Origin of the sequence: Nocardia sp. NPDC101769, from assembly GCF_044766925.1 — a bacterium.
GTDB lineage: Bacteria > Actinomycetota > Actinomycetes > Mycobacteriales > Mycobacteriaceae > Nocardia.
Window position 1 is genome coordinate 145,079 of sequence record NZ_JBIWMX010000006.1, and the last position, 24,793, is coordinate 169,871.

A 24,793-nucleotide genomic window follows, 5' to 3' on the forward strand; every position below is an offset into this window, starting at 1 on the left:
GATGTCTGGCATCGGGGTCGGCGGTCGCCTGGTAGAAAAAGGGGCGGAGCCCGTGCCTGGTTCTGACAGGCACGGACTCCGCTTTATCAATCTTCAGTTGTGTTCTGTTGTATCCGAACGGTTCAGTCGAACAAGGTCAACTGGTTCTGGTGGGCTCTCCGGTCACAGTCCTCCCGGTAGGTCCTGGCCAACCGCTGCACCCTCGACTTCGGCATATCGAAGTCCACGGCGATCGCGGCCCAGCTTGCACCCCGGTCGTACTGTTCCTGGATCTCCCGCCCGAGCCGTAGCTCCGTTCGGCGGCTCATCGGCTTTTTGGCCTTGGCCATGATCGGACACCTCAACCTTCGTAGGCGTCTTCTCGCTGGCACTCGCCGTCCTGAATCTCGCACCCTGCCTCTTCGCAGAGCCCGCACAGGATCAGTGCCTTCGCCGTTGCGACCACGATGTCGAAACAGTCCCGGCAGCCACACCACTGGTAGCCCGAGCCGCTCACGGCCGGTCTCCCTGGGGCAGGCCGTCACCGGTCACCGGGGTGTCTTCGTCGACATCCCACGGTTCGTAGTGACCGCAGTAGTAGCAGTGCATGAGCCGGGTGATCGGCCAGTCCTTGGCAGAGGCCGGTACGAGACTCATGCGCTCGCCGCAGCATTCGAGATCGACGGTCATGCCGTCACCTCCTGGCTGTCGGTGAACACCGTCCACTGGGCCTGGATCGCCGACACGATCTGCTCGTCTGCGACATCGATGTCGCCGACGATCACTCCGACCTCCCGCAGGTACTCCAGCGCGGTCCCGATCACCGCATACAGCGCCGATCGGTCGATGACGTGAACCTCGGCCAACATGACCATCACGCCCTCCCCGTGCTGTGTGCCCACTCCCATTCCTTGGGCAGGAAACCGCCTTGCGACAGCCACTGATCCAGCCCGTGGAAATGGTCGGTGAGTTCGATCAGGATGTTGACCACGCCCCGGAGGTCGTGGACATCCCAGACGCCGATCTCGTTGTACTGCTTGATCAGTTCCCGGATCTCGGCCAGTGCCGTGTTCGGGTCCATCACATCCTCCCGACCGCCGGCTGGTCCGGGCACAGGTCGTGCTGAGCTTGCAGCGCACTGAGATCCCATTGCAGGCACTGCACCTGATCGAGCAGTTCCTTGCACTCGGACTTCAGTTCGTCGCGCTCCTTGATCAGCTCGGCTACCCACACCCCGAACGCCTTCGCGTCGGCGACGGCGGGCTCGCTGTCATCGACGGGAATGCCTTCCTGGAGGGCCTCGGTGATGGCCTGCAACAGATCCGCGGTCTGCGGACGCAGCAGCTCGGCCGACACCGACCGATACTCCCCACCCAGGGAGTAGAGGAACGTGAACCGGAACTTCGCCCCCGGCTCCATCGCGATCAGCAGCCGCCCGAGCCGTTCGGACCGCATGACCATCCGTGTGGTGTTCACCGCGACGCCTCTTTCGGCTCGGACATGCCGAGGGCTTCCCGAGGGGACGGATAACCGTTCTCGCGGGCCGCGCGCACCCATCCCGGCACTGACCCGGTCCCGTCGCCGTTGACGGTCCCCGAGTCAACGACGCCGTTGTCGTCGCCGGTCCGGGAGGCAAGCACGGCACCACCTCTGGCCGTGACCTGAACGATGGCTTCGTCCAGCAGCTGCCGCAGCGCTCGTGCTTCCTCGATGTTCAGATACGCCTTCACCCCGTTGGAAATCTCGACCAGCCAACGGATCTCGACGTCCCCGAGGTGCGAGTTCTCCCCCATAGGACGTACCGTCGGCAACGGCATCTGATGCCAGTGCAGTTGCATGTGGCCCCGGCCTCCGCGGTAGTCGTCGGAGGTCGATGCTTCGGTGACGAGGTAGGCCATGATCAGATTCCTTTCCGGGTGTTGTGGTGGATGGCGTTGTGGCGCAAGAGGGTGTTCATCAGAACTCCTCCAGCGGCCATGCGTTGGGACCGAAGTAGGGCGGAATACCGTCCGGGTACGGGCTGGGCATCCAGTCCGGCTCCGACTCGGTCCCGTTGACCTCGGCCTCGACCCGGGCGTGGGTCATCAGTGCCGCGGTCAGCGCGTCGGCCAACTGCTCGGCTTCGGACAGGTGCAGATACACCCGCACTCCGGACTCGGCCGTGGGCGTCCAGGCGATCTCGACGCGCGGACCGGCCGCCGTCATCTCCAAGAACACCTCGGTTGCGGCTTCGTGCCAGTGCAAGGTGATATCTCCGCTGCCGTCGCGGGTTCCGGCTCGGCTTTCCAAGCACGCCATGACTAGGCCACCTCATCCGTGGTCGGCTGGAAATCGCCCCAGGGGTCGTCAGTGGCCCCGGAGTTGTTGTCGGCCTTCGGATTCGGGCGGCCGCTGTTGCGGGCCTTGGAGCGGACCGGTTTGGCCACCGCATATTTCAACGACGTTCCCACCTCGTCCGCGACCAACTCCATGACCTGGCGTTTGACGCCTTCGCGGTCGGTGTATTCGCGCTGGGACAGTTTGCCGACCACGATCACCCGATCCCCCTTGGACAGGGAGTTGGCGACGTGCTCGCCAGCCTCGCGCCACTGGGTGCAGCGCATGAACAGCGCGGCACCGTCCTTCCACTGCTTGGTCTTCGCGTCGAAGACCCGCGGGGTGGAAGCGACCGTGAAATTGACCACCGCGTCACCCGTGTCGTTCATGTAGCGGATGATCGGGTCGGCGGTCAGGTTGCCGATGATGGTGAGATTCGTTTCGCCGGACATGTCATAACTCCTGAAAGTTGTTGAATTAATTCGTGTTCCGAGACTCTGGTCTCGGTGAGGTTGTCCAAGCCTCAAGCTGTGATGCCTGGGCATCACGGGCGTTTCAGCTGTCGTATAGCGGTTCCTCCATTTCTGTGTTGTTGTTAAAAACCCATGGGCCGCAGGCGAATCAGCTATGCCTCGGCCTGCATCTGCGCGGCCGACTCCACGTGCGTGGCAGCGTGCTGGGGCTGTCCGGCGGCGGTCTGCGGTGCCGGATGTTCCTGCTCGGCTTCGGCGTGCGCGGCCGCTTCGGGGTGCACGCTCGCACCGTTTGACTGCTGCGCTTCGGCGTGCTGTTCGGGGCGCTGGGCGGCACGTGTGCGGGCCTTGTGGTTCTCGCGCGGCACACCGTGGCCGTTGGTCGCCGCAGCGGCGGTCGCGGTCTGCTGGGGCCGTAGCTGGTTCACGCGGTCTTCGAGGTGTTCCAGTCGCCCGGCGAGATCGTCGAACCGGCGCGCGTTGTCTTGGCGCAGCGCCGCGATCTCCGCACTCGCCGGCTGCTCGGCCGCGGCGGTCGCGTTCTGCGTGAGGCGTTCGCGATGCTGGGTCACCTGCTGCTCGCTCACCGCCGCAGCGAGACGGGCACGAACGGCCGCGACACCGGATACTGGTTCGAACACGTTGCGTGCCACTGGTTTCGACGGGTCGTTGTCGATGCCGTCAAGGGTTTGCACGACTTGGCCGCGTTGTTCGGCGGTGAGCACGGTGTCGTGGATGGTGTGCTCGATACTGGCGCGCAGCCCGGACAGGTACCCGGTCGCCTTGGCCTGCTCCTCGGCGGAAGCGCCTACCGAGGCACGGGTTCCGGCGGCGTGGGATTCGCGCTGGTAGTCCTCGGTGCGGTTCTGATACCAGGCACGGGTGGTGCTGATCTCGTGGGTGAGGACCTTCTGGGCGTCGCGCAGTTCGGTGGTGAACTGCTTGTAGTCGGCGCGACTCAGGCGTACCGACCCATCAGCGCTGGCGCGCTGGATCCGCTGCAACAACTGAAAGATCAGCGCGGCCAACTGCGGCCAGTTGCGGGCGACTTCGTCAACTTCGTTACCGGACATCAGATTTCAATTCCTTTCTCGGGATTCGGGGGTCATGCCGTGGCCTCGACCGGCGCGGCGCGATCGTGGGTACGGGCGGCTCGCCAGGCCCGCCAGCGGGCGCGGGCCGGGCGGGTGTGGGCGAAGCAGAAGCGGGACGCAGCCTGGAATGCGGTGCTGGCGAGGTCGCGGGTGGCGGTGGTGGTGATGCTCCAGTCGGGGCGGCCCGCGCTGATCCACACGCTGTAGCCGATCCAGCCCGCCAGCCACACCAGCACCGGCGTGACGGCCGCGGCGGGCGCCCCGGAGGCGGCGGTCAGCCACATCAGCGGCACGGTGACTGTGACCGCGGCCAGGACCGCGCGGGCCCCGAGGATCCGGCGGCGTACTCGCACTGTCCATTTCGGGCGGACGAGTTCGGTCAGCTTGATTCCGGAGGACTCCATGAGCGCTTGCAGCTCGCCGTCCCAATCAATGCCGTTGCCGTTGTTGTTGGTGGTCATGCCAGTGCTCCTTGATGGTTGTCGTGATGGTTGGTGTCGAATTGGACCGGCCACGCCTCGGCGAGCGGGGTCGGTGCGGTGACCGGGGTGGCCACCGCGGTGTCCGCGTGACCATCGGTGGCCGCCTTGGTGTCCGCGTCCGAGGACAGGTAGCGGCGCACGGTGCGTTTGCTGACCGCGAGTTCGGCCGCGATGCGGGCGTGGGTCCAGCCCTGGGCGTGGAACTTTCGGGCCCGTTGGCGGCGGCTGTCCGCCTCGATGTCCTCGGTGCTGTCCGTCCCCTTGGTGGCGGTGTCCGCCTGTCCGGACACCGTGACCAGGCCCTCGCTGGGGCGGACAGGCTCGGCCAATGCCTCGATCTGGTCGGGCAATGGAATCTCCCGCATGGCAGGAGATTTCGACGTGATCTTCCGAGCCTGTTGTGTCGCAAGGGTGCTTGGGTCGTTTCTGTGGGACGAGGCGGTCTCGGTGGACGGGGTGAGCGAGAGCAGAGCGAACCCGCATACGACCATCAGCCCGTCCAGGGTCAGCGGCCCGAATTCGGCGGCGGGATGCCCGTATCCCCAGGCCAGCAGCACGTCTCGCACGTGGCTGTAGGAGATCACCGCTGACCCGAGTGCGACCGTGCCCGCACCGCCGAAGCGCGCCAGCGCCCACCCGGGCCCACGCCGCCACGCCACCCGCGAGAGCACCTCGACACTCAATAGGAGCCCGATGGGCCAGATCGCGGCCCCGACCCGGGCAGCGATCACCAGGGCCAGACCGGTGGGCATGTGAACAGTCGGCAGGAAGGTGTGCAGGACATTGGTGGCCACCGAGGTCAATGACCCGAACACGAATCCTGTCCAGGCCACCTTGTGACCGCGGGACTTCTCGATACGGGTGGTCATCGTGTCCACCCCCTGTCCGCACCGCTGTCCGGCGTGTCCTCGGTGCTGTCCGCCCGGTTGACCGGGGCGGGCACCCCGACCGGGGTGGGGTGTCCGGGGCGGTCAGTGTCGGTGTGGCGGTGGCCGTCACGGCCGGTTCGGGTGACCACGTAGGCGGCGATCGGGCGCAGGTAGTCGGTCATGCGACCTCACCGCCATCGCCCTCGAAACCGAAATCGGCGCGGCGGGCCCGCCCGGAATCCAGATCACGCACCGCCCGCAGCGGCACCCGCGGCTGCGTGTTGCCGGCCCACCGCTCGGGGTACGGGTCCACCGGCAATTCGGTGATTTCGTCGAGATCGACCGGGATCACATGTCCCCATTGGGCTTTCAATGCGTGCACCCACACCACGTCCCCGCGGTCGAACTCCGCGAGCCGGTTCGGGTCGATGAAAAAGGTCTCCCGATTACCGAGCGTCCCTTCGTCGCCGACCTTGCCGTTCTTGGAGTGGCGGGAGTTCTCGGTGACCGGACGGGTCCCGAACACCTCCGACACCTTGCCCGCGCCTTCCAGGGCCATCAGCAGGGCGCCCGACGGGCATGCCTCCAGCAGGCGGCGGCGCTCGTCCTGGGTTTGACCGAGCCCGTACTGATTTTGGGCGGAGAAAATGCCGATCACGCCCATGCCGAGAAGCCGTTCGGCGATGGTGAATTGGTTGATGCCGCCGGTCTTGTCCGACACCGCCGACATCTCATCAATGATCAACACGATCTGCCGGTCATGCTCCCCACACGCGAACTGCGAGATCAGGGTGGTGATCGCCGCGACCTGGGCGCGGGCATACTCGCCACGCACCGTCCCCGGGGTAGTCGCGTATATGACATCGAAGCTGTCAAGGGGTCGGCCGCCGTCGAAGCCCTCACCGATTGCGTTGAAGATGTTGCGGAACTTGCCCGCCACATCCCCGATCGCGGGCGGCTTGTTCTGCTGCAAATCAGCGATCTCGGCCAGGATCGCGTCATGACCCGCCCACCCGTCCTTGAGCCAATCGAGGGTCAGGCGCTGCTGGAAGTCGTCCTTGTTCGTCGGCTTGCCACCCGGCGCTGTCACCGCCAACTGGACGACGCGGATGCGGTTCTGCTTGAAGTGCTCGGCGCCCGCGTCGGTGGCCTGCACCGGATTGATCATCGATTCGAGGGTGGCGCACTGATCCTCAGCGGACATGTCCCACAGATCGAACCGATTCGTGATGGGCCACAACGCGATCCGCTCCGGCCGCACCCCCAGCCGGTGAGCGATCTTGACCACCTGACGGCCGGTCGCCAACCCGGGCTTGCCGCCCTTGCAATCCAAAAAGATCAGCAACGGGCGTTTCTCCCCGGTCCGCACATACCGTCGCCAATACGCTTCATAGAGAGCGGTGCCCAGGCGGACCTGCATGGTAGTCTTGCCGGCCTTCTGCGACTTGCCCAGCACGATCATGTGCCCGAGACCCTCGATCGGAATCTCCAACTTCGCCGACCGCTTCGACACCAACTGCGTCACCGCCGTCGGCTGCGTCGCATCCGTGCGCTCGGACAAAGGCCCAAGCACCACACGGTTGTTCAGCCAACCCGTCGTCAGGGGCGCACCGTACTTCGCGGCCCGGCGCGCGGCACGGGCCTGCCCGTGCTGCTGACGGCGCAACAGGCGCCGTGTCTTCCACGGCGAGTCCACGCCCTCGGTCCCCAGCCGGGACAGGAACCGCGCCCGGTACACCGCTGCGGCACCCCAGGCGACGGGCAGGCATCCGGCGGTCATGGCCACCAGTGCCCCCGACCCGAGACCCGACGCCACCAGCACGTGCGTGCCCTGCCACCACAAGCTCGGCGCCGCGAACCAGGAATTCGTAAGCGCCATCGCGCCGACCGGTAACACCAGCGCGCCGAACGCGTAGTTGCGCACCTGGTGGGCGTCCCAGCGCCGCCAGTTCGCGAACACATTCATGGCGACCGCCAACGCGGCCACGAACCCCACGCCGAGCAGCACCATGCCCAGGAACGCGAGGACCTCGCTGACGCTGGAGACGTGCACGTGCCAGTCCGGGGCCCGCCAGCCGCCCGGCAATGCCGCATTCTCGAACCGGTCCGGCGAAGGCGTCTGCGGCACAACCGAACTCACAACGACATCCGGTGACCGCGCGGGCACAGGGGCAGACGAAATCGGTAGCGGCATCGGAACAGTGGTCGTGCCACAGTCCTGCGGAGTGATCAGCGGAACACAGTCGGACATGTCAGATCACCGCCTCTCGGGGCTGCATGCCGCGCGCCACAGTGGCATCCAGATCGTGGATTTCGAGATTCGGCAGGCGATCGAGGTTGCGCTCGTGCGCAAGCCGCGCCGCAGCGCCCTCGACCGCGCGCCGCAGACCCTCGCCGCGCACGAAGTACACGACACCGGCCAGATCGTTGCGCTCGGCCGCGTCCAGCGCCGCCGACATCGCCCGCGTCAGGCGACCGTCGCCGAACTTGCGCGACAGCTCCACCTCGACCGCCCACACCTTGTCCGGATCGGTGAAATCCCGGAACCACCCATCGTGAATGTGGACCTCGGGCCGCCCGGACTCACCCTTGAGCCGACGCCGCAACAGCCGTTCACTCGTCCACACCTGCGGGTCGGTATCCAGACCGGTCAGCGCCAGCCGCAACTCCGTAACTGCGGTCAAATGCGAGGCCGTCGACGCCTTCGGAATCCACTCCCCCGGATCGAATTCCAGGTAACCCCAATTGGTTCCGCGTGTCAGCGACAACCACAACGGGCCATGCGGCACCGCATCAGGCTCATCGAAAGTCGTCGAGTTCCGCCACGGACCGCGCGACCCGTAGTCCACCCGGGCCACCTGCGCGTGCCCGAGCTTCTTCAACCGGCGCGCAAACTTCGACGCCGCTCGCGGCCCCCGACCGATTGCCTTGGCCACGGTGTCGAACGACAACCCGTACTGCTGCGCGATCAACTCTTCCAGGCGGGTTTCCCACGCCTGCAACCGAATCTCCGGCCCACTCACGGTGCCACCGCCTCACGCGGGCAACCCTGCGGCCAGACGGCCTGCTGGGTCCCCGGCGCCGGACACGTCACCACCGTCGTCGGCAAGCTCTCCCGGGTCCCGAACAGCAGCAGACCCAGATACAGGCCCGCCGCGAACACGAAGCCAAGAAGGACAACCACTGCCAGTCCCGCCGGGGACATCGGCGCGGCCACCCGATTTCGACCGCCAACCATGTAGTAGTCGTTCATCACCGACCACCCCGCCGACCATGGTTGAAGGGATTCGAGTAGCTCGACACCAGACCGGCGACTCCGAACAGCAGCAGCGCCACAAGGAGGAGAATCGCCAACTGAGGGAGGAAAAGCCCAAGTGCTAGAACAACAATGAGCAGCACAAGCGAGAGCCTGATCATGCCGCACCGCCCGTCAGCGGCTGTGCCAATGCCAGTACCTCGCGACGGCTGACGAACAGCAGCCGCGGTCCCTGCCGATAGCCGGTCAAGAGTTCGAGATCAATCCAGCGTCGAATCGTCTTGGGGTGCACGCCACCTGCGAGTTGTGCGGCACTCCGCAACGTGATCAGGTCCCCCGGAAGTGGGTTGTCCAGATCGACCGTCCGTCTCCTTGCCACGCGTTTCTCCTTTGCTCTACTTGCCCTGATTTGTTGGGGCACAGCCAGATTCGCTGGAGCAGGAGGGACAACATCAGCCCACGGAAAGCCTTGTCCGGACGTCTGATGGACAACTACGATGTCCATAGATGTCCTGAAGGGGATTGGCATGCCGAATGATCGGTTGCGGGACGCGCTTCTTCGCCATGGCCTCACACCTGAACGCGTGGCCTGCGAACTCGGTGTCAGCACAAAGACGGTTGATCGATGGATCAGAAACGAGACAATGCCTTATCCGAAGCACCGCTTCGAGCTCGCGGCATTGCTGAAGGAATCCGAGCAGTTCATCTGGCCGGACGCGCTTTCGCCCGAACGCGCAGCAGAGGTCGCCGCGTCGGAGGTGGTTACCGTGTATCCACACCGGCACGAGGTTCCGCGCGATCTATGGTTGAAACTGTTCGACGGGGTCGAGAACCAGCTCGACATCCTCGTCTACGCCGGAATGTTCTTGACTGATGACACAGCACTCCTGAAGAAGCTGAAGAGAAAGGGGCAGAACGGCGCGAAAGTTCGCCTACTCCTAGGGAATCCGGAGGGCAACACCGTTCGACAGCGAACCGCTGAGGAACGAATCGGCGAGGGCGCGATTGCAGCCAAGATCCGGAACGTACTGGCGTTCTTCGAACCCGTCACAGGGGAGGCTGGGATCGAGTTCCGCCTCCACGACACGACTCTCTACAATTCGATTTTTCGATTTGATGATCAGATGCTGGTCAACATGCATGTCCACGGGCGGATGGCACCGCAGTCTCCGGCCATGCACCTTCGTCGACTCTTCGAGGGAAGCTTGTTCGAGGTCTACTCCGAGAGCTTCGATAGCATATGGGAGAGCTCCGAGCCGTACCCGTCGATTCACTAGCCGAGGAGCACTGTGGCACGTACCGAGTACTACAACGACCCAAGCGCGCCCAAGGCCAACAGCATCGTTGTCGCGGCTACCGCGTTCGTTCTGGACAGTCAGAATCGCGTGCTGCTCATTCAGCGCAGCGACAACGGGCGGTGGGCGATCCCCGGTGGCGGACAGGACTTCGGCGAGTACCTCGCGGACACGGCGGTACGAGAGACTCGCGAGGAGACCGGGATTGAGATCGAGGTTACCGGCCTGGTCGGCATCTATTCGAATCCGAACCATGTGATGGCATATTCGGATGGCGAAGTTCGACAGCAGTTCTCAATCTGTTTCCGTGCGAAACCGGTTGGCGGCCAGCTTCATACGAGTCCTGAGTCTCCGAATGTCCGGTGGGTGTCAGAGGCCGAGCTGGACGGCCTGAATATCCATCCGTCCGTGCGACTCCGGATAGACCACGGATACGCCCGATTAGCCGAGCCCTACATCGGCTGATCCGCGAACCATCCGAGTTTCGGTCCGCTTTACAGCAGCCAGCAGATCATCACGGGCCGCGTGGATGAAGTCGTACACGATGCTCCCCTCACCGTAGCGTGACAAGATCTCGGACAGCCTTTGCTCCACGTTGACCAAATCCCCGTCCGGGTCGGTAGTCATGTCGCAGAACCACAGAGCATCTCGCAGAGGCGAATTCTCGTCCTCAAAGGTCAGCAATTCGTTCTCCAATCCGCGCAACCTCGCTTCGCGGATCGCGCAGGAGTGGTGGGCTACAAGTGCGCATAGGCGCTCGTCCCAACCGTGATCACGCAGGAACGTGGCCCCATCCAGTGGATGAAAACCCGTGCTAGCCAACGGCGGTGCGTATCCGATGTCATGAAGCCAGCACGCCGCGACGAGTGTGTCCGCTTCGACCCCGAAGGCTGACGCGATCCGAGTACCCTGGCGGGCAACGCCGTTGACATGTCGCCACCGCCGCGGCAACGCCGTAGCGAGATGAACCTCCGCAAGGTTCCGGGCGTCGCTCACGAGTTCACTCACCAACCTCACGTTACCTGGACATTCGGGCCTGTCGACACGAAGCGGCATTCTCATCGGCGGTCAGGATCGGATGGAGGTTTGAACCATGGGGTGGGCCGAAAAATTACCCAGCGGTCGATACCGGGGCGTCTACCGCGACAGGCGCGGAGCCAAGAGAAGCGCGGGCATCTTCCCGACCAAAGACCTTGCGCGACGCAAGGCTACGGCCAAGGAGGACAACGAGCGCGAGTCGAACTACCAGGAGGCGCCGACCATGACTTGGTCCGAATGGCAACCGCGCTGGGAGATGCGACGGATGATCGAAGAGAGCACCCGGAAAGCCGATCACCATCGCATCGTCCGGCACCTGAAGCCCAAGTGGGGCAACTACATACTGACGGACATCACTCAATCGGACGTCCAGGACTGGATCTCCGAGCTGCACGTGGAGCTCGCGCCAACATCGGTCGAAAAGTGCTACCGGCTGCTCAGCAACTCCATGACGGCCGCACGTAAGGCCAACCTGATCGACAAGAGTCCATGCGTAGATATCGTGCTGCCGAAGCCCGGCCCCTCGCCGGAGCGGCATCTAGAGGACGACGAAATCGCTGCGCTCCGTGCACCTCTCGACTCGTTCGACCAACTGATCGTCGATGTCCTGCTCGGGACGGGTATGCGAGTAGGCGAAGCGCAGGGCCTGCACAAGGAGCACATCGACCTCAAGCGAAAGACGATCAGTATCGAATGGGCATGGGACAAGGCCGGCAAGCGGATGAAGGCGCCCAAGGATGCCGAGCGGCGGGTTATCCCGATCGGCGAGGCGCTGGCGAAGATCCTCACCGCCGCGGTAAAGCGGGATGGGCTCGGGACTCCCGCACCCGTTCCCTACATCGATGACGGTCGGAAGGTTCGCAGTGGCCTGCTGCTGGCGCATGTCGATCAGCGTCCGTTCGACCAGGACAACTTCAAGAAGCGTTTTGATGCAGCGACACGCGTCGCATGGGTTGGCGAAGGCGACGACAGGCGTCGGCTCGGGAAGGTTCGCCCGCACGACCTGCGCCATACCTACGCCGGCCGATTGGTCCGGGCAGGCATTCCACTTCAACAGGTCCAGAAGCTACTCGGCCATGCTTCGATCAGAACCACACAGAGGTACGCAAGCCTTGGTGAAAGTCAGTGGTCCTTGGTCCGGCTAGTTCTCGGCTAGTGATGACTGCCCCACGTTTGCCCCACGAAATGACCACAAGGTCGAACTTGCCCCATGAAATACAGGCCGTGACCTGCTCTTTCCAACGTGGGCGCAGAGGGGATCGAACCCCCGACCGCTGGTGTGTAAAACCAGTGCTCTACCGCTGAGCTATACGCCCCAACCGCCCCGACGGGCCCGGGGTCGGATTGGTGTGCCGGACGCGGACGTCCGGGCAACGGGTTATGAATCTAGTGTGGCGAGGGCTTTTTCCCAAGCGTGCTGGTCACGGGGCTCGCCGGGGCCGTTCATTTCGGCGAAGCGGACGATGCCGTCCTTGTCGACGACGAAGGTGCCGCGGTTGGGGTAGCCGGACTTCTCGTTGAAGACGCCGTAGTTCTGGGCCACGGCGCCGTGCGGCCAGAAGTCGGAGAGGAGGGGGAAGGTGTAGCCCTGTTCGGCTGCCCAGATCTTGTGGGTGGGCGGCGGGCCTACGGAGATGGCGAGGATCTCGGCGTTGTCGTTCTGGAACTTGGGGAGTTCGTCCCGAACCTTGCAGAGTTCGCCCTGGCAGATACCGGTGAAGGCCAGGGGGTAGAAGACGATCAAGACGTTCTTCTCGCCGCGGAAGCTCGACAGCGTGACTTCCTGATTGTTCTGGTCCTTCAGCGTGAAGTCCGGTGCGACCGAACCGACCTCGAGCGGCATACCTTCCCCTCCATCCTCATGTCCTGAGCGCAGCACCGTGCGACGCGGCGTGGAGACGCGCGGAATCCACCGTTGTCACTCGGCCCTATCTGAAACCTTAGTAGAGGCCTCAGCGCTGCTTGGAAGGTGTCTTGGGCTGGGTGAGTTTGGTGCCCGTCCAAGTCCCCAGGGACACCGGGGTGGTCGCGGTGAGACCGGCGGGGGTCGCCGACTCGCCGATTTCGCTCGGATCGACATGGCCGGGTTGACCGGTCTTGGGGGTGAGCACCCAGACGACGCCGTCGTCGGCGAGCGGGGTGATCACGTTCAGTAGCTCATCCACCAGGTCACCGTCACCCTCACGCCACCACAGCAGCACAACGTCGACCACCTCGTCGGTGTCTTCGTCGAGCAGCTCGGAACCGGTGGCTTCCTCGATCTCGGCGCGAAGCGCGTCGTCGGTATCTTCGTCCCAGCCCAGTTCCTGAACCACCATGTCGTGTGAAATGCCAAGCTTCTGAGCGTAGTTCTGCGCGTCCGCCGCGGCGACCACGGTGGTGTCCTCCTCAACTCCCGACAATAGGTAGTTGCAAGCGAACATGGTAAAAGCCCCCAGCGCAAGCCGATCGGCCGAAATCGCACCCTAAATGTCGTATCTGAGACCGGTGAGATCCATTGGACAGACCGGTTTCACACCATGGGGACGGTCCGATTCACTTGGCCGGGCAGGCGTTCCGGACCGCGCTCAGAGCATCGTTGACCTTGTGACTCGCGTCGTTCAGCGGCGACACCGACGAGCTGGTCGTCATCTTCCGCACCTCCGCGGCCAGCGACCGCGCCGCGGTCACATAGTCGGTGAACTTCTGCCCCAGATCCGCCTGCAGGTCGGCGCCCGACGCACCCACCTGAGTCTCGACCGTCTTCGCGGCGTCCTCGAGCGCGGACGCCGCCGCGTCGCGCTTGGCGATCTGGTCGGCCGTGTTCCCGTCATGGGCGTCGACGAATTCGTTGTAGCGATCGACAGCGGTCCCGGTGATCTTGCGGAACGGATCGCAGTTGTCGGAGGTCGCCTTGGCGGTCGCCGCGGCCGCCTTCGACGAGGCGGCGGCCGCCGAGGACGACGCAGCCTCGGCCTTGTACGACGTCACCTGAACCTGATTCGCCGTCGGAGTACCCTCGATCGTGTTCGCGCACCCGGCTAGAACCAATCCTCCCGCCACCGCCGCGGACGCGCACACCAGTCCGAACCCCCGCGGGTTCAGCAGCTTCACTTGGTTCCTCCCCGTCCAGCCCGGCGGTGTTGGATGGCGTCGCGAGCGGCGCGATTCCCTGCGCAACCGTACTGGATTTCCGGCTGACATGATGACCTGGGCCGCATCATCGGCAAGGATGTGAGATGCGCCCCAGACCAATCGTTGCGGGTATGCCGCCCACCAGCGGATACCCGGGGTATTGACGCCACACCAGATGTCCCACCCCATGTGTACGAGGAGCAAACGTCTTGACCGACTTGATGCACCCGACTTCGTCGAATTCCACCAATGGATCGGCACGCAAATCCCCGGCGGGAGGCCGGGTTCGAGTGATTCGCGAGGGGGTGGCGTCATACCTGCCGGACATCGACCCGGAGGAGACCAGTGAATGGCTCGACTCCTTCGATGAAATGCTCACCCGCGAGGGCCCCGGCCGCGCCCGCTACCTCATGCTGCGCCTGCTCGAACGCGCCGGTGAGCGCCATGTCGCCATCCCCGCGCTGACCTCCACCGACTACGTCAACACCATTCCCACCGAGAACGAGCCGTGGTTCCCCGGCGACGAGGAGGTGGAGCGCCGCTTCCGCGCCTACATCCGCTGGAACGCCGCGGTCATGGTGCACCGCGCCCAGCGGCCGGGAATCGGTGTGGGCGGCCACATTTCGACCTACGCGTCCTCGGCGGCGCTCTACGAGGTCGGTTTCAACCACTTCTTCCGCGGCAAGGACCACGCGGGCGGCGGCGACCAGGTGTTCATCCAGGGCCACGCCTCCCCCGGCATCTATGCCCGCGCCTTCCTCGAAGGCCGCCTCACCACGGACCAGATGGACGGCTTCCGTCAGGAGTACAGCCACGGCGGTCCGGGCCACGGCCTGTCCTCGTACCCGCACCCGCGGCTGATGCCGGACTTCTGGGAATTCCCCACGGTATCAATGGGTCTGGGCCCGATGAACGCCATCTACCAGGCCCGCTTCAACCACTACCTGCACGACCGCGGCCTCAAGGACACCTCGGACCAGCATGTCTGGGCGTTCCTCGGCGACGGCGAGATGGACGAGCCGGAGTCGCGCGGCCTGATCCAGGTGGCCGCCAACGAGGGCCTGGACAACCTGACCTTCGTCATCAACTGCAACCTGCAGCGCCTCGACGGCCCGGTCCGCGGCAACGGCAAGATCATTCAGGAGCTGGAGTCGTTCTTCCGCGGCGCCGGCTGGAATGTCATCAAGGTGGTCTGGGGCCGTGAGTGGGACGCCCTGCTGCAGGCCGACCGCGACGGCGCGCTGGTGAACCTGATGAACTCCACGCCCGACGGCGATTACCAGACCTACAAGGCCAATGACGGCGCGTACGTGCGCGAGCACTTCTTCGGCCGCGACCCGCGCACCAAGGAACTGGTCAAGGGGCTGTCGGACGCCGAGGTCTGGAACCTCAAGCGCGGCGGCCACGACTACCGCAAGATCTACGCCGCCTACGCCGCGGCCATGGCACACCAGGGTCAGCCGACGGTCATCCTGGCCAAGACCATCAAGGGCTACGGCCTGGGCAAGCACTTCGAGGCCCGCAATGCCACGCACCAGATGAAGAAGATGACCCTCGACGATCTGAAGGCGTTCCGCGACGTGCAGCGCATTCCGATCACCGACGCCGAGCTCGAGGCCAACCCGTACCTGCCGCCGTACTACCACCCCGGCCAGGACGCGCCCGAGATCCAGTACATGATGGATCGCCGCAAGCAGCTGGGCGGTTTCGTCCCCGAGCGCCGCACGCTGGCAAAGCCGCTGCAACTTCCTGGCGACGAAGCCTACCGCTCGGTTCGCAAGGGTTCGGGCAAGCAGCCGGTGGCCACCACCATGGCCTTCGTGCGCCTGATGAAAGAGCTGTTGCGCGACAAGGAGATCGGCAAGCGCATCGTCCCGATCATCCCCGACGAGGCCCGCACCTTCGGTATGGACTCGTGGTTCCCCTCGTTGAAGATCTACAACCGCAACGGCCAGTTGTACACATCGGTCGACGCGGATTTGATGCTTGCCTACAAAGAGTCGAGCATCGGTCAGATCCTGCACGAGGGCATCAACGAAGCCGGTTCCACCGCGAGCTTCACCGCGGTCGGCACCTCCTACGCCACCCACGGCGAGCCGATGATCCCGCTGTACATCTTCTATTCGATGTTCGGCTTCCAGCGCACGGGCGACGGCCTCTGGGCGGCAGCGGATCAGATGGCCCGCGGCTTCGTGCTCGGAGCTACCGCCGGGCGAACCACGCTCACCGGTGAGGGCCTGCAGCACAACGACGGTCACTCACTGCTGCTGGCGTCCACCAACCCGGCCTGTGTCGCCTACGATCCGGCCTTCTCCTTCGAGATCGCCCACATCGTGCGCGACGGCATGCGCCGCATGTACGGCGGCGGCCTGGCCCAGGGCTATCAGGAGGCGCTGCCCGGCACCGATCCCGAATCGCATTCGGTGCACCACGAATTCGGCGGCGAGGACATCTTCTACTACATCACCCTCTACAACGAGCCCTACGTTCAACCGGCCGAGCCGGAGAACCTGGACGTGGCGGGCCTGCTCAAGGGCATCTATCTGTACCGGCCCGGCGGCGCCGGCGACCTGCGCGCCAATATCCTGGTCGCGGGCGTCACCATGCCCGACGGCATGCGCGCGCAGGAGATGCTGGCCCAGGAGTGGGGTGTGCAGGCCGATGTCTACTCGGTGACTTCGTGGGGCGAGCTCCGCAAGGAGGCGCTCGCGAAGGAGATCGCCAAACTCCGTCACCCCGACCAGGATCCGGGCCTGCCCTACATCACCGAGGTGCTGTCCAAGGCGCAGGGCCCGGTCGTCGCCGCCTCCGACTGGATGCGCGCGGTGCCCGACCAGATCCGCCAGTGGGTGCCGACCGAATACATCACCCTCGGTACGGATGGTTTCGGTTTCTCCGACACCCGCCCGGCCGCGCGCCGCGTCTTCAATGTGGATGCCGCGTCCATCGTGGTCGCCGCACTGCAGGGTCTCGCTGCTCAGGGCCGGATTTCACCCGCCACGGTGGCCGAGGCGGCACGCCGCTACGCAATCGACGACGTGAACGCCGCGCCGAAGGCGGCACCCGGTACCGAAGGCGGCGACGCATAACCGAACATAAACACTGTGGAACGTAAACCGCCGAGGCCGCGCCGGATCAACGAGGAGGGCACCTCCTCTCACGAGGTCTATCTCCCGACCGGCGCGCTCTCCCCGAATCGGCAGACGCGCGACCCGCTTCCGGACACCCTCCTGAAACGGGTCAAGCAGTTCTCCGGTCGCCTGTCCACCGAGGCCGTGGCCTCGATGCAGGATCGGTTGCCGTTCTTCGACAATCTGGACGCCGCCCAGCGGGCCGGCGTCCAGATGCTGGTGCAGACGGCGGTGGTGAACTTCCTGGAGTGGCTACAGGACCCGGAATCGGATATCCGCTTCAGTCTCGATGCCTTCCAAGTGATTCCGGACGATCTGGCGCGGCGGCTGACGCTGCGCCAGACCGTCGACATGGTCCGGGTGGCCATGGAGTTCTTCGAGCAGTGGCTGCCGGCCCTGGCGCGCAACGACCGTCAGCTGGTGGCGCTCACCGAGGCGGTGCTGCGGTACGGGCGGGAGCTCGGTTTCGCCGCCGCCTCGGTGTACGCCTCGGCCGCGGAGTCGCGTGGCGCGTGGGACACCCGATTGGAGGCCCTGGTCGTCGATGCCGTGGTGCGCGGCGACAATGGCCCCGAAATGCTCTCCCGTGCGGCCACTCTCAATTGGGACGCGACCGCCCCCGCGACGGTTCTTGTGGGCACTCCCCCCAAGGACCAGGTGGCTGTTGTCAGTTCCGTACATAGTGTGGCCGGGCGGCACGGCCGCAACGCGCTCGCCGTGGTGCAGGGTTCGCGGCTGGTAATGGTAGTCAGCGGACATCTCGGTGACCCGATGTATCCGTCGCAGTTCCTGGCGGACCTGCTCGCCGAGGCCTTCTCCGAGGGTCCGGTGGTGATCGGCCCGACCATGCGGGCGCTGTCCGCCGCGCATGTCAGCTCGGTGGAGGCGATGGCCGGCATGGAGGCCGTGGTGGGCTGGCGGGGTGCGCCACGCCCGGTGCACGCCTCCGAACTCCTGCCCGAACGCGCCCTGCTCGGCGACCGCGCGGCCATAGACGCCCTGAACGAGCACCTAGTGCTACCGTTGGCCGCCGCCAGCGCCGATCTGTCGGACACGCTGGACGCGTATCTGGATTGCGGTGGAGCCGTCGAGACCTGCGCCCGCCAGCTGTTCGTTCATCCAAATACGGTGCGCTATCGCCTCAAGCGAATCGCCGACATCACGGGCCGGGATCCGATGAATCCGCGTGATGCCTATGTGTTACGTATCGCGGCCACAGTAGGTCGGCTGACACGAACTCGTAACGAATCACCCACTCCTGCCACAGATGTGACTCCCATCACAGATCCGAAGGATAGGGTGTAACGAGATTCGAGGATCGGGCGATCCGGACAGCCCACTTGGTCTTTTGTGGACTCCTCACAAAACTGCCAAGCAAGCTTCATTCGCGCCGACATCTCGTGAGAGCGGTCTCACGGTGTTTTCTTGAGTCGTGATCGCATTGCTCGCCCCTGGACAGGGCTCTCAGACTCCCGGCATGCTCACCCCTTGGCTCGAACTTCCCGGCGCTGCGGACCGCATCGCGCTGTGGTCGAAGGCCTCGGGGCTGGACCTGCTGCGGTTGGGCACGACTGCGACCGCCGAAGAGATCGTCGACACGGCTGTCACCCAGCCGCTCGTCGTCGCGGCTGCCCTCATGGCTTTCGCGGAAATCCCGCAGGATTCGCTTCCCGCGGATACAGTCGTCGCCGGACACTCGGTCGGCGAATTCGCCGCCGCTGCCGTCGCCGGAGTCATCTCCGCCGATGACGCGGTGGTCCTGGCCGCCATCCGCGGAGCGGAAATGGCCAAAGCTTGCGCACTCGAGCCGACCGGTATGTCCGCGGTGCTCGGTGGTGACGAAGCGGAGGTGCTCGCTCGTCTCGACGAACTCGGCCTGATTCCGGCCAACCGCAATGCGGTGGGTCAGATCGTGGCCGCGGGTAAGCTCGAGGCGCTCGAAGCCCTTGCCGCGAACCCGCCCGAAAAAGCCCGCGTCCGTGCACTGCCGGTCGCCGGCGCCTTCCACACCGCGTTCATGGCTCCCGCCCAGGACGCGGTCGCGGAGGCCATCGCCAAGATCGCGCCCAGCGCGCCGGTCAGGACCCTGCTGTCGAACTTCGACGGGCAACCGGTCAGCTCCGGCCAGGACGCGGTCGACAAGCTCGCTGCCCAGGTCACGCGCCCCGTGCGCTGGGATCTGTGCACTGAAACGATCCGTGCGGCAGGGGTTTCCGCGGTGGCAGAGTTGCCGCCGGCGGGCACCCTGGTCGGCATCGCCAAGCGGGAGCTCAAGGGCACCCCGAATCTGGCGCTGAAGACACCCGCGGACCTCCCCGCGCTCGCCGAACTCACCGCGGCAAGCTAGCTTGGCTCGCGGCCCGCTCCCATCAACGGCGATGGAGCAACGGGGTCGCAAACAAATGAAAATCCACCCTCTACAAGAAATAAGAAGGGAGCCACCACAGTGGCCGCTCTGACCCAGGAACAGATCGTCGAAGAGCTCGGGAAGATCATCGAAGAGGTGACCGGTATCGAGCCCTCCGAGGTGACCATCGAGAAGTCCTTCGTCGACGACCTGGACATCGACTCGCTGTCGATGGTCGAGATCGCCGTCCAGACCGAGGACAAGTACGGCGTCAAGATCCCCGACGAGGACCTGGCGAGCCTGAAGACCGTCGGCGACGCGGTGGCGTACATCCAGAAGCTCGAGGCCGAGAACTCCGACGCGGCCGCTGAGCTGAAGGCCAAGTTCGGCGCCGAGGGCGAGTAGGAACCGACACCGTGACCACTCCTTCCACCTTGAACGGGAACTTTCCCAACGTCGTCGTAACGAGCATGGCGGCGACCACGTCGATCGCCGGTGACGTCGATGCGACGTGGAAGGGCCTCCTCAATGGCGAGAGCGGCATCGACACTCTCGAGGACGACTTCATTGCGGAGTACGACCTTCCGGTTCGAATCGGCGGCCACCTGAAGGTGTCGCCGGACACGCTGCTCGATCGGGTCGAGATCCGTCGCATGGCGTACATCGAGCGACTGGCGACCGTGCTCGGTCGCGAGGTGTGGAAGAACGCCGGCTCTCCCGAGGTCGACCCGCTGCGGCTGGGTGTGGCCATCGGCACCGGTCTCGGCGGCGGCGACGCGCTGATCGACTCGGTGGACAAGCTGAAGAACGGCGGCTATCGCAAGATCTCGCCGCTGGCTGTTCAGATGGTCATGCCGAACGGCCCGTCCGCCGTGGTCGGTCTCGAGCTCAAGGCCCGGGCGGGAGTGGTCACTCCGGTCTCGGCATGCTCGTCGGGTTCGGAGGCCATCGCCAACGCGTGGCGGATGATCGTCATGGGTGACGCCGACATGGTCGTCACCGGCGGCGTCGAGGGCTTCATCGACTCGGTGCCGATCGCCGCGTTCTCCATGATGCGGGCCATGTCGACCCGCAATGACGATCCGAAGGCGGCCTCGCGCCCCTTCGACAAGGATCGCGACGGCTTCGTCTTCGGCGAGGCGGGCGCGCTCATGGTCATCGAGACCGAGGAGCACGCCAAGGCTCGCGGCGCCACCATCCACGCCCGGCTGATGGGCGCGGGTATCACCTCCGACGGGTTCCACCTGGTGGCTCCCGATCCGGAGGGCAGCGGTGCGGCTCGCGCCATGCAGCGCGCGATGCAGACCGCGGGTCTATCCGCTTCGGACATCACCCACGTGAACGCTCACGCGACTGCCACCCCCGTCGGTGACACCGCGGAAGCGAACGCGATTCACAAGGCCGGCGTCAAGCACGCCTCGGTCTACGCCCCCAAGTCGGCCCTGGGCCACTCGATCGGTGCCGTCGGCGCCCTCGAGTCGGTACTCACGGTGCTCAGCATCCGGGATGGCATCGTCCCCCCGACGCTGAACCTGGAGAACCAGGATCCGGCGATCGATCTGGATGTCGTGCACGGCGAGGCTCGCCGTCAGGACATCGAGTTCGCGATCAACAACTCCTTCGGTTTCGGTGGGCACAATGTCGCGCTCGCCTTCGGCCGGTACTGACACGGATTCATCCCGGTAAACCGGAAATCCGGCTCAGCTTTACCGGTCGGTAAGACAAGCGGTCCCGGCATGGGTTTCGGATGGAGACCCCCCGAAATCCCTGCCGGGACTTCGACATTCGCAGCCGCTCTCAGCGACCGCACTTCCCCCTTTGAGGAGAGTTTGCGATGACCATCATGGCTCCCGCGCATGCGGACACCACGACCGATCCCCGTGACCCGCTGGGTCGGTTGCAGCGCTTCTTCGATCCCGGAACCGTTCTCCCGCTACACCCCCGCGACAAGTCCGGTGTGCTCGCAGCCATCGGTGAGGTCGACGGCGTTCGCACCGTCGCCTACTGCTCCGATGCCACCGTGATGGGCGGCGCCATGGGCGTGGAGGGGTGCAAGCACATCGTCGACGCGATCGACACCGCCATCGATTCCAAGGTTCCCGTTGTGGGCCTGTGGCATTCGGGTGGCGCCCGGCTGGCCGAGGGCGTCGAGGCCCTGCACGCCGTCGGTCTGGTCTTCGAGGCCATGGTCCGCGCGTCCGGCCAGGTCCCCCAGATTTCCGTGGTGCTCGGCTTCGCCGCCGGCGGCGCCGCCTACGGCCCCGCGCTGACCGACATCGTCATCATGGCTCCGGAAGGCCGCGTCTTCGTGACCGGCCCGGACATCGTGAAGACGGTGACCGGTGAGAGCGTGGACATGGCGACCCTGGGTGGCCCGATCACCCACGGCAAGAAGTCCGGCGTCTGCCACATCGTCGCCGAGGACGAGTCCGATGCCATGCACCGTGCCCGCCGCCTGGTGTCGATGTTCGCCGAGCAGGGCGAGTTCGATCTGGCCGCGGCCGCGCACGGCGATGTGGATCTCAAGGCCATGATGCCGGAGTCCGCCAAGCGCGCCTACGACGTCAAGCCGATCATCAACGAGCTGCTCGACAACGTCGACGGCGAGAGCACCTTCGAGGAGCTGCAGGGCGGCTACGCCCGCTCCATGGTGGTCGGTCTCGGCCGGCTCGGCGGCCGCACCGTCGGTGTGCTGGCCAACAACCCGATCCGCCTGGGTGGCTGCCTCAACTCCGAAAGTGCCGAGAAGGCTTCGCGTTTCGTGCGCCTGTGCAACGCCTTCGGTATCCCGCTGATCGTCGTCACCGACGTGCCGGGCTACCTGCCGGGCGTCTCGCAGGAGTTCGAGGGCGTGGTGCGCCGCGGCGCCAAGCTGCTGCACGCCTTCGCCGAGGCCCGTGTCCCCCGCGTCACCCTGGTCACCCGCAAGATCTACGGCGGCGCCTACATCGCGATGAACGCCCGCTCGCTGGGCGCCACCGCCGTGTACGCCTGGCCCGGTTCGGAAGTCGCGGTCATGGGCGCCAAGGCCGCGGTCGGCATCCTGCACAAGAAGGCTCTCGCGGCCGCCCCGGAGCAGGAGCGCGAGGCCATGCTGGAGCGTCTGACCGAGGAGCACGAGCGCATCGCCGGCGGCGTCCAGCGCGCCATCTCGATCGGCGTCGTGGACGAGGTCATCGAGCCCGCCAAGACCCGCTCCACCATCGCCGCCGCCCTGGCCGCCGCCCCGGCGCGGCCGCAGCACAACAAGAACATTCCGCTGTAATCGGTTACGTGGCAACGCGATAGCGGGCGGTCTCCTCGGAGGCCGCCCGCTTTTCGTTGGCCCGGAACGGGTTTCGCAGTCAGGCCGGGGGGATGTTGGCTGACGTCAGGACTGGAGGCGGACCTTGTCGGCGGACTCGTTCTGGCTCGCGCATTCCTGATAGGGGTTGGGAGTGGAGGGGTGTTCGCCGCAGACCCACCGGACGGTGCCGACGATGACGGCGATGTCGCCGGTGGATTGTTTGGCGCGCTCGTCGGCGTAGGCGGTGACGACGGAGAGCGCGGTGGGGCAGAACCCGGTGCCCTTGGCGGTGGAGACCACCACCGTCAGGCCCCAGGGGCCGGCGCCGCACTGGACGGCCTCGTGGCCCGCGGCCGGGAAGGCGGCGGCGGAGGTGGCGGGGTGGGCCGAGGGGCCGGAGGCAACGGTGGGGGTGTTGTCGTCGCAGGCGGTGAGGGCGAAGGCCGTCGCCATGGCCAGGGCCGCACCCGCGATCGCTGTGGTCCGCACGAATCCTCCTCGTCGGCTATCCCTTCCCTGGGCATTGTGCCCGGTTTGGGGCGTTCGGGAGGGCAGGCTCGCGTGGTTCGGCGGCCGTGCCGGTGGATCAGCCGACGTCGCGGCGCAGCCAGGTGACTTCCGCGCCCTCGCCGCCGAGGCGGTAGGGCTCGAGGATGTCGTCCCAGGCGGTGCCGAGGGCGCGGTCGATGTCGGCGGCGATCTCGGCGGCGGAGCCGCGGCCGTGGGCGCGGGCCTCGGCGACGATGGCGCGCAGGCGCATCTCGCCGACCATGACGTCGCCGCCGGCGCCGGTGGAGCCGCTCCAGAGGCCGAGGCCGGGGACGAAGCTGAAGCGGGCGCCGTCTACCCCCTCGCTGGGGTCCTCGGTGACTTCGAAATACAGCACAGGCCAATCCCGCAATGCTCTGGCTAATTTCCCTCCTGTACCAACCGGACCACACCAATCGGTGGTGGCGCGCAGATGTCCGGGATCGGCCGGCTGCACGGTCCAGCGCAGTTTCGCGGGGGCCTTGAGAGTGGAGGTGAGAGCCCATTCGACATGCGGGCACAGCGCGGCCGGCGACGAATGGATGTAGACGACTCCAGACGTCGTCTCCGCGAACTGACTAGACGCATGCACCACTGACACCTCCGGCTCGACGAGGGACGTCTTCCCCAACGGCCCCTGTCCGAGCTCGGCGTTGCCCGAGTTTACTGGAGTGCCCGGTGTTGCGTGTGTTACTTGATGCGTGTCGGTCTCTACGCAAACTCCGCGATTACAGCGTCGCTGAGGGTCGGCCACACCGCCCGGGCCCAGTCCCCGAAATTTTCGTCCGCCAGCGCGAGACACGCCATACCGACTTCCGGATCCACCCAGAGGAATGTGCCGGACTGCCCGAAGTGCCCGAAGGTCCGCGGCGAGTTCGCACCACCGGTCCAGTGCGGCGATTTGTGGTCGCGGATTTCGAAACCCAAACCCCAGTCGTTGGGACGCTGCGACCCGTAACCGGGAAGGACACCATTGCACCCCGGGAATTGCACTGTGCTTGCTTCGGAAACCAATTCGGCACTTACGACGGCTGGTTCCAGCAATTCCTCGGCGAATCGCAGGAGATCTGCGACCGAGGACCGGCCGGCATGTCCGGCCGAACCGACCAGCGCCGAGGAGTTCATGCCCAGCGGCTCGAAGACGGCCTCGCGCAGGTACTGATCGAACGGGATACCGGTCTGCGCCGCAACGAAATCCGCGAGCACCTCGAACCCGGCGCTGGAGTAGATCCGCTTCGCGCCGGGCTGGGCCAGCACCGCGGTGGTGTCGAAGGCCAGGCCGGAGGTGTGGGCGAGCAGGTGCCGCACCGTCGATCCGGGCGGCCCGGCGGGCTGGTCCAGCTCGATCGCGCCCTCCTCGACGGCCACCAGAACCCCGTATGCCACAAGGGGTTTTGTCACCGAGGCGAGCGGGAAAACGTGCGTGGTGTCACCCTCGGTGTCCACCACACCCTTGCCGCGGACGACGACACCCGCCGCGGCGTTCCGGACCGGCCACTGTCGAATCTGCTCCAGCGCTCGCACGTATCGAGCCTACTGTGTTCGATTTTGCCCTCCGCTTCGCTCCGGTCGGGTTCGCGGCCCC

At 65.7% G+C, this 24,793-nt stretch carries 32 protein-coding genes and 1 tRNA gene; 9 read left to right on the top strand and 24 right to left on the bottom strand.

Annotated elements, in window-relative coordinates; genetic code table 11:
- Positions 1-122: 122 nt before the first annotated feature.
- The 16 genes from ACIRRA_RS12915 to ACIRRA_RS12990 all read right to left on the bottom strand — a co-directional run bounded on the left by ACIRRA_RS12915 (position 123) and on the right by ACIRRA_RS12990 (position 8,848).
- A complete protein-coding gene (locus ACIRRA_RS12915; protein ID WP_402766810.1) occupies positions 123-329 on the bottom strand; it encodes a hypothetical protein in 207 nt (68 codons plus the stop codon).
- Positions 330-492: 163 nt separating this feature from the next.
- Entirely contained in the window at positions 493-669 is a 177-nt protein-coding gene (locus ACIRRA_RS12920; RefSeq protein ID WP_402766811.1) for a hypothetical protein, read from the bottom strand.
- The gene (locus ACIRRA_RS12925; RefSeq protein WP_402766813.1) at positions 666-854 is read right to left on the bottom strand and encodes a hypothetical protein; all 189 of its coding nucleotides are present in this window, start codon (positions 852-854) and stop codon (positions 666-668) included. Before ACIRRA_RS12925 ends, ACIRRA_RS12920 begins: the two co-directional genes overlap by 4 nt.
- Positions 854-1,060: a hypothetical protein gene (locus ACIRRA_RS12930; RefSeq protein ID WP_402766814.1), complete on the bottom strand. Its 207-nt coding sequence runs from the start codon at positions 1,058-1,060 to the stop codon at positions 854-856. Before ACIRRA_RS12930 ends, ACIRRA_RS12925 begins: the two co-directional genes overlap by 1 nt.
- Positions 1,060-1,455 (bottom strand): hypothetical protein, encoded by a 396-nt coding sequence (locus ACIRRA_RS12935; protein ID WP_402766816.1) that lies wholly within the window; start codon positions 1,453-1,455, stop codon positions 1,060-1,062. Before ACIRRA_RS12935 ends, ACIRRA_RS12930 begins: the two co-directional genes overlap by 1 nt.
- Positions 1,452-1,877: a hypothetical protein gene (locus ACIRRA_RS12940; RefSeq protein ID WP_402766818.1), complete on the bottom strand. Its 426-nt coding sequence runs from the start codon at positions 1,875-1,877 to the stop codon at positions 1,452-1,454. The genes ACIRRA_RS12935 and ACIRRA_RS12940 overlap by 4 nt, the downstream gene beginning before the upstream one ends.
- Before the next feature lie 58 nt (positions 1,878-1,935).
- Complete coding sequence (locus ACIRRA_RS12945; protein WP_402766820.1) at positions 1,936-2,277, bottom strand: hypothetical protein; 342 nt, start codon at positions 2,275-2,277, stop codon at positions 1,936-1,938.
- A gap of 2 nt (positions 2,278-2,279) precedes the next feature.
- Positions 2,280-2,747, bottom strand: a complete 468-nt coding sequence (gene ssb, locus ACIRRA_RS12950; RefSeq protein WP_402766821.1) for a single-stranded DNA-binding protein — start codon at positions 2,745-2,747, stop codon at positions 2,280-2,282.
- A 173-nt stretch (positions 2,748-2,920) separates the two neighbouring features.
- Positions 2,921-3,841: a hypothetical protein gene (locus ACIRRA_RS12955; protein ID WP_402766823.1), complete on the bottom strand. Its 921-nt coding sequence runs from the start codon at positions 3,839-3,841 to the stop codon at positions 2,921-2,923.
- Positions 3,842-3,873: 32 nt separating this feature from the next.
- A complete protein-coding gene (locus ACIRRA_RS12960) occupies positions 3,874-4,323 on the bottom strand; it encodes a hypothetical protein (RefSeq protein ID WP_402766825.1) in 450 nt (149 codons plus the stop codon).
- On the bottom strand, positions 4,320-5,213 hold the full coding sequence (locus ACIRRA_RS12965) for a DUF2637 domain-containing protein (RefSeq protein WP_402766827.1): 894 nt from the start codon (positions 5,211-5,213) through the stop codon (positions 4,320-4,322). The genes ACIRRA_RS12960 and ACIRRA_RS12965 overlap by 4 nt, the downstream gene beginning before the upstream one ends.
- Entirely contained in the window at positions 5,210-5,395 is a 186-nt protein-coding gene (locus tag ACIRRA_RS12970; RefSeq protein WP_402766829.1) for a hypothetical protein, read from the bottom strand. Before ACIRRA_RS12970 ends, ACIRRA_RS12965 begins: the two co-directional genes overlap by 4 nt.
- Positions 5,392-7,353: a hypothetical protein gene (locus tag ACIRRA_RS12975; RefSeq protein WP_402766831.1), complete on the bottom strand. Its 1,962-nt coding sequence runs from the start codon at positions 7,351-7,353 to the stop codon at positions 5,392-5,394. The genes ACIRRA_RS12970 and ACIRRA_RS12975 overlap by 4 nt, the downstream gene beginning before the upstream one ends.
- 112 nt (positions 7,354-7,465) lie before the next feature.
- Positions 7,466-8,236 (bottom strand): hypothetical protein, encoded by a 771-nt coding sequence (locus ACIRRA_RS12980; protein ID WP_402766833.1) that lies wholly within the window; start codon positions 8,234-8,236, stop codon positions 7,466-7,468.
- On the bottom strand, positions 8,233-8,466 hold the full coding sequence (locus ACIRRA_RS12985; protein ID WP_402766835.1) for a hypothetical protein: 234 nt from the start codon (positions 8,464-8,466) through the stop codon (positions 8,233-8,235). Before ACIRRA_RS12985 ends, ACIRRA_RS12980 begins: the two co-directional genes overlap by 4 nt.
- Positions 8,467-8,626: 160 nt before the next feature.
- Entirely contained in the window at positions 8,627-8,848 is a 222-nt protein-coding gene (locus ACIRRA_RS12990) for a DNA-binding protein (RefSeq protein ID WP_402766836.1), read from the bottom strand.
- A 118-nt stretch (positions 8,849-8,966) separates the two neighbouring features.
- Between ACIRRA_RS12990 and ACIRRA_RS12995 the strand changes: the two genes are divergently transcribed.
- Positions 8,967-9,746: a DUF5919 domain-containing protein gene (locus tag ACIRRA_RS12995; protein WP_402766838.1), complete on the top strand. Its 780-nt coding sequence runs from the start codon at positions 8,967-8,969 to the stop codon at positions 9,744-9,746.
- 12 nt (positions 9,747-9,758) lie between these two features.
- Positions 9,759-10,229 carry an NUDIX hydrolase gene (locus tag ACIRRA_RS13000; RefSeq protein ID WP_402766840.1) on the top strand — a complete coding sequence of 157 codons (471 nt, stop codon included), beginning with the start codon at positions 9,759-9,761 and terminating at the stop codon, positions 10,227-10,229.
- Here ACIRRA_RS13000 and ACIRRA_RS13005 read toward each other — a convergent pair.
- Positions 10,206-10,820, bottom strand: a complete 615-nt coding sequence (locus tag ACIRRA_RS13005) for an HD domain-containing protein (RefSeq protein WP_402767172.1) — start codon at positions 10,818-10,820, stop codon at positions 10,206-10,208. The genes ACIRRA_RS13000 and ACIRRA_RS13005 overlap by 24 nt on opposite strands.
- Positions 10,821-10,857: 37 nt before the next feature.
- Here ACIRRA_RS13005 and ACIRRA_RS13010 point away from each other — a divergent pair, with 37 nt between their 5' ends.
- Positions 10,858-11,958 carry a tyrosine-type recombinase/integrase gene (locus ACIRRA_RS13010; protein WP_402766842.1) on the top strand — a complete coding sequence of 367 codons (1,101 nt, stop codon included), beginning with the start codon at positions 10,858-10,860 and terminating at the stop codon, positions 11,956-11,958.
- 88 nt (positions 11,959-12,046) lie between these two features.
- Here the strand turns inward: ACIRRA_RS13010 and ACIRRA_RS13015 are convergent.
- From ACIRRA_RS13015 to ACIRRA_RS13030, 4 genes are all read right to left on the bottom strand, one after another.
- Positions 12,047-12,118, bottom strand: a tRNA-Val gene (locus ACIRRA_RS13015).
- 62 nt (positions 12,119-12,180) lie between these two features.
- Positions 12,181-12,645, bottom strand: coding sequence for a peroxiredoxin (locus tag ACIRRA_RS13020; RefSeq protein WP_402766844.1), 465 nt, complete (start codon positions 12,643-12,645; stop codon positions 12,181-12,183).
- Positions 12,646-12,754: 109 nt separating this feature from the next.
- Entirely contained in the window at positions 12,755-13,177 is a 423-nt protein-coding gene (locus tag ACIRRA_RS13025) for a DUF3052 domain-containing protein (protein WP_354838512.1), read from the bottom strand.
- A 160-nt stretch (positions 13,178-13,337) separates the two neighbouring features.
- Positions 13,338-13,772: a hypothetical protein gene (locus tag ACIRRA_RS13030; RefSeq protein WP_357003839.1), complete on the bottom strand. Its 435-nt coding sequence runs from the start codon at positions 13,770-13,772 to the stop codon at positions 13,338-13,340.
- 365 nt (positions 13,773-14,137) lie between these two features.
- Here ACIRRA_RS13030 and aceE point away from each other — a divergent pair, with 365 nt between their 5' ends.
- The 6 genes from aceE (at position 14,138) to ACIRRA_RS13060 (ending at position 22,659) form a co-directional block, all read left to right on the top strand.
- The gene (gene aceE / locus ACIRRA_RS13035; protein WP_402767173.1) at positions 14,138-17,005 is read left to right on the top strand and encodes a pyruvate dehydrogenase (acetyl-transferring), homodimeric type; all 2,868 of its coding nucleotides are present in this window, start codon (positions 14,138-14,140) and stop codon (positions 17,003-17,005) included.
- Between the two features lie 45 nt (positions 17,006-17,050).
- The gene (locus tag ACIRRA_RS13040; RefSeq protein ID WP_402767174.1) at positions 17,051-18,352 is read left to right on the top strand and encodes a PucR family transcriptional regulator; all 1,302 of its coding nucleotides are present in this window, start codon (positions 17,051-17,053) and stop codon (positions 18,350-18,352) included.
- Positions 18,353-18,479: 127 nt separating this feature from the next.
- On the top strand, positions 18,480-19,394 hold the full coding sequence (locus ACIRRA_RS13045; protein ID WP_402766846.1) for an ACP S-malonyltransferase: 915 nt from the start codon (positions 18,480-18,482) through the stop codon (positions 19,392-19,394).
- Positions 19,395-19,493: 99 nt separating this feature from the next.
- On the top strand, positions 19,494-19,799 hold the full coding sequence (gene acpM / locus ACIRRA_RS13050) for a meromycolate extension acyl carrier protein AcpM (RefSeq protein WP_033086997.1): 306 nt from the start codon (positions 19,494-19,496) through the stop codon (positions 19,797-19,799).
- 11 nt (positions 19,800-19,810) lie between these two features.
- On the top strand, positions 19,811-21,061 hold the full coding sequence (locus ACIRRA_RS13055; RefSeq protein ID WP_402766849.1) for a KasA/KasB family beta-ketoacyl-ACP synthase: 1,251 nt from the start codon (positions 19,811-19,813) through the stop codon (positions 21,059-21,061).
- Positions 21,062-21,228: 167 nt separating this feature from the next.
- Entirely contained in the window at positions 21,229-22,659 is a 1,431-nt protein-coding gene (locus tag ACIRRA_RS13060) for an acyl-CoA carboxylase subunit beta (RefSeq protein ID WP_402766851.1), read from the top strand.
- A gap of 105 nt (positions 22,660-22,764) precedes the next feature.
- On the opposite strand, the gene ACIRRA_RS13065 is transcribed toward ACIRRA_RS13060, so the two are convergent.
- The 3 genes from ACIRRA_RS13065 to ACIRRA_RS13075 all read right to left on the bottom strand — a co-directional run bounded on the left by ACIRRA_RS13065 (position 22,765) and on the right by ACIRRA_RS13075 (position 24,732).
- Positions 22,765-23,169 carry a hypothetical protein gene (locus ACIRRA_RS13065; RefSeq protein WP_402766854.1) on the bottom strand — a complete coding sequence of 135 codons (405 nt, stop codon included), beginning with the start codon at positions 23,167-23,169 and terminating at the stop codon, positions 22,765-22,767.
- 97 nt (positions 23,170-23,266) lie between these two features.
- Positions 23,267-23,800 carry a DUF3145 domain-containing protein gene (locus ACIRRA_RS13070; RefSeq protein WP_402766857.1) on the bottom strand — a complete coding sequence of 178 codons (534 nt, stop codon included), beginning with the start codon at positions 23,798-23,800 and terminating at the stop codon, positions 23,267-23,269.
- A 119-nt stretch (positions 23,801-23,919) separates the two neighbouring features.
- Positions 23,920-24,732, bottom strand: coding sequence for a serine hydrolase domain-containing protein (locus tag ACIRRA_RS13075; protein ID WP_402766860.1), 813 nt, complete (start codon positions 24,730-24,732; stop codon positions 23,920-23,922).
- Between the last annotated feature and the right edge of the window lie 61 nt (positions 24,733-24,793).

Excerpts from the sequence above, each read along its gene's own strand:
- ACIRRA_RS12955 (WP_402766823.1), bottom strand. The coding sequence starts at position 3,841 with ATGTCCGGTAACGAAGTTGACGAAGTCGCCCGCAACTGGCCGCAGTTG.
- aceE (WP_402767173.1), top strand. The coding sequence starts at position 14,138 with ATGCACCCGACTTCGTCGAATTCCACCAATGGATCGGCACGCAAATCC.
- ACIRRA_RS12915 (WP_402766810.1), bottom strand. The coding sequence starts at position 329 with ATGGCCAAGGCCAAAAAGCCGATGAGCCGCCGAACGGAGCTACGGCTC.
- ACIRRA_RS13005 (WP_402767172.1), bottom strand. The coding sequence starts at position 10,820 with ATGCCGCTTCGTGTCGACAGGCCCGAATGTCCAGGTAACGTGAGGTTG.
- ACIRRA_RS13060 (WP_402766851.1), top strand. The coding sequence starts at position 21,229 with ATGACCATCATGGCTCCCGCGCATGCGGACACCACGACCGATCCCCGT.
- ACIRRA_RS12945 (WP_402766820.1), bottom strand. The coding sequence starts at position 2,277 with ATGGCGTGCTTGGAAAGCCGAGCCGGAACCCGCGACGGCAGCGGAGAT.
- ACIRRA_RS12930 (WP_402766814.1), bottom strand. The coding sequence starts at position 1,060 with ATGGACCCGAACACGGCACTGGCCGAGATCCGGGAACTGATCAAGCAG.
- ACIRRA_RS12995 (WP_402766838.1), top strand. The coding sequence starts at position 8,967 with ATGTCCATAGATGTCCTGAAGGGGATTGGCATGCCGAATGATCGGTTG.
- ACIRRA_RS12925 (WP_402766813.1), bottom strand. The coding sequence starts at position 854 with ATGGTCATGTTGGCCGAGGTTCACGTCATCGACCGATCGGCGCTGTAT.
- ACIRRA_RS12960 (WP_402766825.1), bottom strand. The coding sequence starts at position 4,323 with ATGACCACCAACAACAACGGCAACGGCATTGATTGGGACGGCGAGCTG.
- ACIRRA_RS12920 (WP_402766811.1), bottom strand. The coding sequence starts at position 669 with ATGACCGTCGATCTCGAATGCTGCGGCGAGCGCATGAGTCTCGTACCG.
- ACIRRA_RS12965 (WP_402766827.1), bottom strand. The coding sequence starts at position 5,213 with ATGACCACCCGTATCGAGAAGTCCCGCGGTCACAAGGTGGCCTGGACA.
- ACIRRA_RS12985 (WP_402766835.1), bottom strand. The coding sequence starts at position 8,466 with ATGAACGACTACTACATGGTTGGCGGTCGAAATCGGGTGGCCGCGCCG.
- ACIRRA_RS13010 (WP_402766842.1), top strand. The coding sequence starts at position 10,858 with ATGGGGTGGGCCGAAAAATTACCCAGCGGTCGATACCGGGGCGTCTAC.
- ACIRRA_RS12970 (WP_402766829.1), bottom strand. The coding sequence starts at position 5,395 with ATGACCGACTACCTGCGCCCGATCGCCGCCTACGTGGTCACCCGAACC.
- ACIRRA_RS13020 (WP_402766844.1), bottom strand. The coding sequence starts at position 12,645 with ATGCCGCTCGAGGTCGGTTCGGTCGCACCGGACTTCACGCTGAAGGAC.
- ACIRRA_RS12940 (WP_402766818.1), bottom strand. The coding sequence starts at position 1,877 with ATGGCCTACCTCGTCACCGAAGCATCGACCTCCGACGACTACCGCGGA.
- ssb (WP_402766821.1), bottom strand. The coding sequence starts at position 2,747 with ATGTCCGGCGAAACGAATCTCACCATCATCGGCAACCTGACCGCCGAC.